At 70.1% G+C, this 8,256-nt stretch carries 10 protein-coding genes; 4 read left to right on the top strand and 6 right to left on the bottom strand.

What is annotated here, in order from left to right; genetic code table 11:
- On the bottom strand, positions 1-1,212 hold a 1,212-nt coding region (locus JWP28_RS08135), incomplete at its 3' end, for an adenosylmethionine--8-amino-7-oxononanoate transaminase (protein ID WP_299541900.1).
- Between the two features lie 73 nt (positions 1,213-1,285).
- On the opposite strand from JWP28_RS08135, the gene bioF reads away from it, so the two are divergent.
- The 4 genes from bioF to JWP28_RS08115 are packed head-to-tail and all read left to right on the top strand — an operon-like array spanning position 1,286 to position 4,883.
- On the top strand, positions 1,286-2,434 hold the full coding sequence (gene bioF / locus JWP28_RS08130) for an 8-amino-7-oxononanoate synthase (protein WP_299541902.1): 1,149 nt from the start codon (positions 1,286-1,288) through the stop codon (positions 2,432-2,434).
- Entirely contained in the window at positions 2,431-3,138 is a 708-nt protein-coding gene (gene bioD, locus JWP28_RS08125; RefSeq protein ID WP_299541898.1) for a dethiobiotin synthase, read from the top strand. The genes bioF and bioD overlap by 4 nt, the downstream gene beginning before the upstream one ends.
- 45 nt (positions 3,139-3,183) lie before the next feature.
- A complete protein-coding gene (locus JWP28_RS08120; protein WP_299541896.1) occupies positions 3,184-4,110 on the top strand; it encodes an ABC transporter ATP-binding protein in 927 nt (308 codons plus the stop codon).
- Positions 4,107-4,883: an ABC transporter permease gene (locus JWP28_RS08115; protein ID WP_299541895.1), complete on the top strand. Its 777-nt coding sequence runs from the start codon at positions 4,107-4,109 to the stop codon at positions 4,881-4,883. The genes JWP28_RS08120 and JWP28_RS08115 overlap by 4 nt, the downstream gene beginning before the upstream one ends.
- Positions 4,884-4,997: 114 nt before the next feature.
- Here the strand turns inward: JWP28_RS08115 and JWP28_RS08110 are convergent, their stop codons facing one another.
- The 5 genes from JWP28_RS08110 to JWP28_RS08090 form a co-directional block, all read right to left on the bottom strand.
- Entirely contained in the window at positions 4,998-5,279 is a 282-nt protein-coding gene (locus JWP28_RS08110) for an HPr family phosphocarrier protein (RefSeq protein WP_299541893.1), read from the bottom strand.
- Between the two features lie 7 nt (positions 5,280-5,286).
- A complete protein-coding gene (locus JWP28_RS08105; RefSeq protein WP_299541891.1) occupies positions 5,287-5,691 on the bottom strand; it encodes a PTS sugar transporter subunit IIA in 405 nt (134 codons plus the stop codon).
- A 94-nt stretch (positions 5,692-5,785) separates the two neighbouring features.
- Entirely contained in the window at positions 5,786-6,220 is a 435-nt protein-coding gene (locus JWP28_RS08100; RefSeq protein ID WP_299541889.1) for an HPr kinase/phosphorylase, read from the bottom strand.
- Positions 6,217-7,827 (bottom strand): stimulus-sensing domain-containing protein, encoded by a 1,611-nt coding sequence (locus JWP28_RS08095; RefSeq protein ID WP_299541887.1) that lies wholly within the window; start codon positions 7,825-7,827, stop codon positions 6,217-6,219. The genes JWP28_RS08100 and JWP28_RS08095 overlap by 4 nt, the downstream gene beginning before the upstream one ends.
- Positions 7,796-8,256: response regulator transcription factor (locus JWP28_RS08090; RefSeq protein WP_299541885.1), on the bottom strand; the 461-nt coding region annotated here is incomplete at its 5' end. The genes JWP28_RS08095 and JWP28_RS08090, both read right to left, overlap by 32 nt.

Below are 8,256 nucleotides of genomic sequence, written 5' to 3'. Positions count from 1 at the left end.
GTCGGACGTCACGAACGCCGGGGTGAGATAGACCACCTTGCCCATCGGCCGGATCCAGGCGCCGGCTTCGGCGAAGCGCTGGCACCAGGCCTGCACGGGCACGGCCGCCTCGAACTCCACCACGCCGATCGCGCCCAGCACGCGCACGTCGACGACGCCGGGCGCCGTCCGGCAGGGCGCGAGACCGGCCCTGAGCCCGTCAGCGATCCGCGCGACGTCGGCGCGCCAGGCGCCGGTCTCGAACAGGTCCAGCGAGGCGTTGGCCGCGGCACAGGCCAGCGGGTTGCCCATATAGGTCGGGCCGTGCATCAGCGCCGCGCCGGGGTCCTCAGACCAGAAGGCGTCGAACACGCCTCGCGTCGCCACCGCGGCGGAGAGCGGCAGGGTCCCGCCGGTGAGCGACTTCGAGAGCGTCACGATATCGGGGACCACGCCGGCCCCTTCGCAGGCGAAGAGATCGCCCGTGCGCCCGAAGCCCACGAAGATCTCGTCGAAGATCAGCAGCACCTCGTTGCTGTCCGCCAGCCGGCGAAGCCTTCGAAGCACCTCGTCGTCGTGGAACAACATGCCGCCCGCCCCCTGCACGCGCGGCTCGACGATGATCGCCGCGATCTCGTGGCCGTTCTCGGCCAGCAGCCGGTCCAGCGCGGCCTGCGAGGCTTGGTCGATCGGCAGGGCGGCGCTGTGCTGCGCCGGCATGACGCCCGCGAACAGGCTGTGCATGCCCTCTTCCGGATCGCAGACGGTCATGGTCGCCAGGGTGTCGCCATGATAGCCGCCGCGGAACGCCAGAAAGCGCGTCCGCCCCCGCACGCCCCGGTTGATCCAGTACTGGATGGCCATCTTCATCGCGATCTCCACCGAGACCGAGCCGGATTCCGCGAAGAACACGTGGTCGAGATCGCCGGGCAGCGCCTTGGCCAGCCGCGCGGCGAGGCGATAGGCCGGGGCGTGCGCCAGGCCGCCGAACATCACATGCGGCGCGGCTTCCAGCTGGGCCTGGACCGCGGCGCGGATGTGCGGATGGTTGTAGCCGTGGCATGCGGTCCACCAGCTGGCGATGCCATCGACCAGCTCGCGGCCGTCCTCCAGGATCAGGCGCGCGCCTTCGGTGCGGGCCACGGCCAGCGGCGGCGGCGCGGTCTTCATCTGGCAATAGGGCCGCCAGACATGCGCTGCGCCTTCGGCAAGCCAGGTGGGCTGGTCGTCCATTGTCGCCTCATTGAATCCGGCGCCGGCCTGGCGGCTTTCGAGGCGCGTCGGCGTGAGGCATAGGAGCGCGGTGATCGACACCCTTACCCGCTACGCGCAAGCAAAAATCGACGGCCTGAGGGCGCAGAGCCTCACCCGCACCCTGAAGCCCACTCATCGCATCGACAGCGTCTGGGTGGAGCGGGATGGACGGCGGATGATCTCGTTCTCCTGCAACGACTACCTGGGGCTGTCGCACCATCCGGCGGTCAAGGCGGCGGCGGTGGCGGCGATCGGCCTCTGTGGCGCTGGCGCGGGAGCCTCGCGCCTGGTGACCGGCGACCATCCGCTGTACGGGCGGCTCGAGGCGCGGCTGGCAGACCTGAAGGGGACCGAGGCGGCGTGCGTCTTCGGGTCCGGCTACCTCGCCAATACCGGCATCATCCCGACCTTCGCGGGGCCCGGCGACCTGGTGGTGGTCGACGAGCTGGCGCACGCCTGCATCTGGGCCGGCGCCAGGCTCTCCGGCGCCGAGGTCCTGGCGTTCAGGCACAACGACGTGGCCGACCTGGCGGCCAAGCTGGCCCAGGCGCGGGGCGTTGCGGGCCGCGCCCTGGTGGCCACGGACGGCGTCTTCTCCATGGACGGCGACATCGCGCCGCTGGACGCGATCAGCCAAGTGGCCAGGGAGCACGACGCCTGGCTGCTGGTCGACGACGCCCATGGCCTGGGCGTCCTGGGCGGGGGCGCTGGCACGGCGCGCCTGTTTCCCGGCGCCCGGATCGACCTGCATATGGGCACGCTGTCCAAGGCGATCGGCGGCTACGGCGGCTATGTCTGCGCCACGGCTCCGGCGATCGAACTGATCAAGATGCGGGCGCGGACGCTGGTCTACACGACCGCCCTGCCGCCGGCCTCGGTGGCCGCCGCCCTGGCTGCGCTCGACGTCATCGCCGACGAGCCGGAGCGGGTCGCCGCCCCGCTGGGCAAGGCCCGGCGGTTCAGCGCCGCCCTCGAACTGCCCGCTGCGCAAAGCGCCATCGTGCCGATCGTGCTCGGCGCCGCCGAAACCGCGCTCGCCGCGGCAGCCGCCCTGGAGGCCGACGGCCTGCTGGTCGTGCCGATCCGGCCGCCGACCGTCGCCGCGGGCACGGCGCGGCTGCGGATCGCCTTCACGGCCGGCCATACCGACGAGGCGGTCGACCGCCTGGCCGAGGCCGTGCGGCCCTGGCTGCCGCGATGACCACAGCGCGCGTCTTCGTGGCCGGCGGCCATACCGACGTCGGCAAGACCTTCGCCGCCTGCGCCCTGATCCGCGCTGCCCGCACCGCGGGCCTGGGCGTCGAGGCCCTGAAGCCGATCGCCAGCGGTTTCGATCCCGCGGACTGGGCGGACAGCGATCCGGGCCGGCTGTTGGACGCCCTCGGCCGCTCGCAGAGCGACGACGAGCTCCAGCGCATGACGCCCTGGCGCTTCGGCGCCCCGCTGGCCCCGCCGATGGCCGCGAGGCTGGAGGGCCGGACGCTGCCGCTGGCCCCGGTCGTGGAACTCTGCGCCGCGCGCCTGGCGGCAAGCCGGGCCGATCTATTCGTCCTCGAGGGCGTCGGCGGGCTGATGTCGCCGTTGGCCGACGGCGCCACCGGTCTCGACCTGATGACCGCCCTTGACCTGCCTGTCCTGCTGGTCGGCGGCGGCTATCTGGGCGCCATCAGCCATACCCTGACCGCGCTGGAGGTGCTGCGCGCTCGCGGACAGACCGTGGCGGCGGTGGTGGTGAGCCAGGACGCCCGGCCCGACGCCCCCGACTTCGCGGAGACCGCCGCACTGGTCGCCGCCCATGCGGGCGCGACGCCGGTGCTGAGCGCGCCACGATCCGGGCCAGCCGCCTGGGCGGCCGACGCCCTGGCGCTGCTCCGCGATCTTCAGCGCGTGTCGGCGACGGCCTAGCCGAAGCGTCCTCAGGACCCTATCTGCGAGGCCTCAGGGGGACGCGTGCAGCCAATCATCTCCATCAAGGGTCTATCGAAGACCTATGCCGGCGGCTTCCAGGCGCTGAAGAACGTCGACCTGGAGATCTTCAAGGGCGAGATCTTCGCGCTGCTGGGTCCCAACGGCGCCGGCAAGACGACGCTGATCGGCATCACCTGCGGCATCGTCAATCCGACCTCCGGCCAGGTGACCGCGGACGGCCACGACATCATCCGCGACTACCGCGCGGCGCGCAGCAAGATCGGCCTGGTGCCGCAGGAACTCTCCACCGACGCCTTCGAGACGGTCTGGGCGACGGTCAACTTCAGCCGCGGCCTGTTCGGCAAGCCGCCCAACCCCGCCTACGTCGAGAAGGTGCTGCGCGACCTTTCGCTCTGGGACAAGAAGGACGCCAAGATCATGGCGCTCTCCGGCGGCATGAAGCGCCGGGTGATGATCGCCAAGGCGCTCAGCCACGAACCGCAGATCCTGTTCCTCGACGAGCCCACCGCCGGCGTCGACGTCGAACTGCGGCGCGATATGTGGGAGATGGTCCGGGGCCTGCGGGAGAAAGGCGTCACCATCATCCTGACCACCCACTACATCGAAGAGGCCGAGGAGATGGCCGACCGCATCGGGGTGATCTCCAGGGGCGAACTGATCGTGGTCGAGGAAAAGGCCGAACTGATGCGCAAGCTCGGCAAGAAACAGCTGACGCTGCACCTGCAGGAGCCGCTGTCGGCCGTGCCGACCGGACTGAAGGGCTACGACCTGACGCTGGACAACGACGGGGCGGACCTCGTCTACACCTTCGACGCTCAGGCCGAGAACACCGGCATCGCCAACCTCCTTCGCCAACTCAACGAGCGCGGCGTCGACTTCAAGGACCTGCAGACCGAGCAGAGCTCGCTCGAGGAGATCTTCGTCAACCTGGTGAGGGCGCAGGCGTGAGCGGCCTCAGCCTCAACCCCTATGCGATCCGCGCCATCTACCGCTTCGAGATGGCCAGGACCTTCCGCACCATCGTCCAGTCGATCGCCGCCCCGGTGATCACGACCTCGCTCTATTTCATCGTCTTCGGCGCGGCCATCGGCGGGCGCATGGCCAAGATCGACGGGATCACCTACGGCGCCTTCATCGTGCCGGGCCTGATCATGCTGTCGATCCTCACCGAGAGCATCTCCAACGGCTCCTTCGGCATCTACATGCCCAAGTGGTCGGGCACGATCTACGAGATGCTGTCGGCGCCGGTGTCGGCCTTCGAGATCCTGCTGGGCTATGTGGGCGCCGCGACGTCGAAGTCAGTGATGCTGGGGGTGATCATCCTGGCGACGGCCCGGCTGTTCGTGCCGTTCGAGATCGCCCATCCGTTCTGGGCGCTGGCCTTCCTGATGCTGACCTCGGTGACCTTCAGCCTGTTCGGCTTCATCCTCGGCATCTGGGCCGACGGCTTCGAGAAGCTGCAGATCGTGCCCTTGATGGTGGTGACGCCGCTGACCTTCCTGGGCGGCAGCTTCTACTCCATCAACATGCTGCCGCCGCTGTGGGCCAAGATCGCGCTGTTCAATCCGGTGGTCTACCTGGTGTCGGGCTTCCGCTGGGCCTTCTACGGCGTCTCGGACGTGCAGGTCGGGATCAGCCTCGGCATGACCCTGGTGTTCATGCTGATCTGCCTCACCGCGGTCTGGTGGATCTTCCGCACCGGCTGGCGGCTGAAGAGCTAGGGCCAAGTTGCTCCCCCCTTTGGGGGAGCTGTCAGCGAAGCTCCGACCCTTCGGGCCACCTCCCCCAAACCGCGCTTCGCGCTGGGGGAGGAACGCTGGGGGAGGAACTACGGGCTATTCTTCCTCGTCGAACTTGGCGCTGACCAGCTGCTCCAGCGCGACCACGGCGGCCTCGGCCTCTGCGCCCTCGGCCTCGATCTCGATGCAGCAGCCGGGGCCGGCGGCCAGCATCATCAGGCCCATGATCGAGCGGGCGTCGACGGTCTGGCCGTCTTTGGAGACGCGGACCTCGGCGTCGAAGCCGGACGCGGTCTTGACGAACTTGGCGGAGGCGCGCGCGTGCAGGCCGCGCTTGTTGACGATCTCGACGGTGCGGACCGCCGGCCCCCTTGTCACTTTGGGCTCACTTCTCGCCGGCCAGGACGTAGGAGGCGACCGAGATGTATTTGCGGCCGGCTTCCTGGGCGCAGGCCACGGCCTCCTCCAGGCTCTGGCGGGCGCGCACGCTGGCGAGCTTGATCAGCATCGGCAGGTTCAAGCCCGCGATCACCTCGGCCTTGGTCTGCTCCATCACCGAGATGGCGAGGTTGGACGGGGTGCCGCCGAACATGTCGGTGAGCAGGATGACGCCCGCGCCGGTGTCCACACGCCCGCAGGCCGCCAGGATGTCCTTGCGGCGGCGCTCCATATCGTCCTCGGGCCCGATGCAGATGGCCTCGACCGCGGCTGGCGGCCCGACCACGTGCTCCATGGCGAAGACGAACTCCTCCGCCAGCCGCCCGTGCGTCACGATCACGAGCCCAATCATGTCACGGGCCCGATCATGCCCCGAGCCCGATTATGCGAATCTTCCAAGGGTATCCCCACCCGCGCGGTAAAAATAACCCGTCCCGCGAGCCGTGCTAAATACGCCTCTTGCCGCGCTCGTCAAAGTGGCTCAACGCGCGACTGAGTTTCGCAGGGGCCGAAGCCTCGCGCAGATCGAGCCCGATCAGCGGAACCGAAACCCCCAGCAGCTCGGCGAAGGCGGGGTCGGGGATGCGCTCCGGCGTCCCGCAACGGACCGCCAGCGCCACCTCGGCCAGCGGCAAGGCCGCCACCCTCACCACCTGCAGGCCGCGGATTTCGAGCAGGCCCGCCAGCGCCTCCGGAGCGCGGCCGAACAGGCGGCCGGCCGAAACCCACAGCGTCACGCGGTCGTCGGCCACCAGCCGAAACCCGTGGGCGAGCGCCCTGATCGCCAGGTCGCTCTTGCCGGCGCCCGCCGGCCCCTCGATCAGCACGCCGCGCCAGGATCCGCCCACCCGGGCGGCGACGAGGCCCGCGTGGCGGATCAAGCCTTGGCCTCCGGCAGCATCAGCAGGAAGACTGCGCCCATCACCTTGCCGTCGACGACGCGGTTCTGCGCCTTCAGCGTGCCGCCGTGCGCCTCGGCGATCTGGCGGGCGATGGAGAGGCCGAGGCCGGAATTGCCGCCGAACGCCGCGCCCTTAGGCCGCGAGGTGTAGAAGCGTTCGAAGACCGTCTCCAGGTTCTCCGGCGGGATGCCGGGGCCCGAGTCCGATACGGTGGCGATCACCCGGCCGGCGGCGCGCTGGAGGGCCACCTCCACCTGGCCGCCGGGCGGGCTGAAGGAGCGGGCGTTGTCGATCAGGTTGCGGAACACCTGGCCGAGCGAGCCCTCGCGCCCGGACACGGTGACCGGCTCGATCCCGCCGGAGGGATGGAAGCGGACGGTGACGTCGCCGGGCTTGGCGGTGGCGTGGTAGAGGTTGACGATATCGCCGACCAGCCGCTCCAGGTCGATGATCTTCGGCGCGTCCCTCGAGAGCTCGGCGTCCAGCCTTGAGGCGTTCGAGATGTCGGTGACCAGGCGGTCGAGGCGCTTCACATCGTTCTTGAGGATGCCCAGCAAGCGCTCGCGCGCCGCGGGCTCGGTGACCAGGTCCAGGGTCTCCACCGCCGAGCGCAGGGAGGTAAGGGGGTTCTTGATCTCGTGGGCGACGTCGGCGGCGAAGCTCTCGATGGCGTCCATTCGTTCGGACAGGGACTGGGTCATGGCCTCCAGGCTGCGGGTGAGGTCGCCGAGTTCGTCGTCGCGCCGCGCCAGGTCCGGCAGCGAGATCGCCCGCGCGCCGGCCAGCCGCACCCGGTCGGCGGCCCGCGCCAGCCGGCGCACCGGCTGGGCGATCAACCGGGTGAGCAGCAGCGATGACGACAGGGTGACCGCGATGGCGATCAGGATGAAGGGGATCAACGCCATCCGCTCGCGGGCGATGATCTCGTCCACGTCGTTGGCTTCCAGGGTCAGCACGCCCAGCACCGCCTGGACGTGCTGGATCGGGATCGAGACCGAGACCACGCGGTCGCCGTCCTCGCCGCGCCGCAGGCCGGCCACGTGCTGGCCGCGCAGCGCCTTGGCCACCTCGGCCGCCAGGGCGGCCCTCGCCTCTCGAGCCACCGCGCCGCGCGACGGCGCGCGCCTCAGGTTCAGCGACACCCCGTCGCCGTCCCGCGGCCTGGCCGGCGGCAGCACCCTCTGCTCCACCCGGTCGGCCACCAGGTCGCTGTCGGCGATCAGCCGCCCCTGCGGGTCGAACAGGCGCGCCCGCTGGGTCTTCGGGTTGGCCAGCATCTGCAGCACCAGGCTGGCGTAGCTCGGGTCCATCGCCGGCAGCGGCTCGCCCACGGTGGCCGCCTGGTCGATGATGGCCGTCATCAGCTCGCCCTGGGTGGTCAGGCTGTCGATGCGGGCGTTGACCAGCCCCTGGCGAAGTTCGTTGAGCACCAGGGCGCCGGCGATCAGCACCGCCAGCCCCAGCACGTTCAGCGCGATGATCAGCCGGCCGAGGCGGGTGCCCGGAAGCCAGCGGAAGCGCGACGGCCTCACCCCCCCGGGTTTGCGCCCCCGGTCAGGTTTCGCGGTAACGGTATCCGACGCCATAGAGGGTTTCGATCGCGTCGAACTCAGGGTCCACGTCGCGGAACTTCTTGCGCATACGCTTGATGTGGCTGTCGATGGTGCGGTCGTCCACATAGACCTGATCGTCGTAGGCCGCGTCCATCAGGTTGTCGCGGCTCTTCACGAACCCCGGGCGCTGGGCCAGCGACTGCAGGAGCAGGAACTCCGTCACGGTCAGCTTCACCGGCTTGCCGTCCCACAGGCAGTCGTGGCGCGCCGGGTCGAGGGTCAGCTTGCCCCGCTTGATGGCGCGCGATCCGCCCTCGGCGGCGGCCGGGCCCGGCGCCGGCTCCTCGCCGTCGATGCCGGCGCGGCGCAGCACCGCCTTCACCCGCTCGATCAGCAGGCGCTGGCTGAAGGGTTTGTGGATGTAGTCGTCGGCGCCCAGGTTGAAGCCCAGGATCTCGTCGA

The organism is Phenylobacterium sp. (assembly GCF_028290885.1).
Classification (GTDB): Bacteria; Pseudomonadota; Alphaproteobacteria; order Caulobacterales; family Caulobacteraceae; genus Phenylobacterium.
The sequence above is the reverse complement of the archived record's forward strand: the minus strand, read 5'-3'. Positions and strand labels throughout refer to the sequence as shown.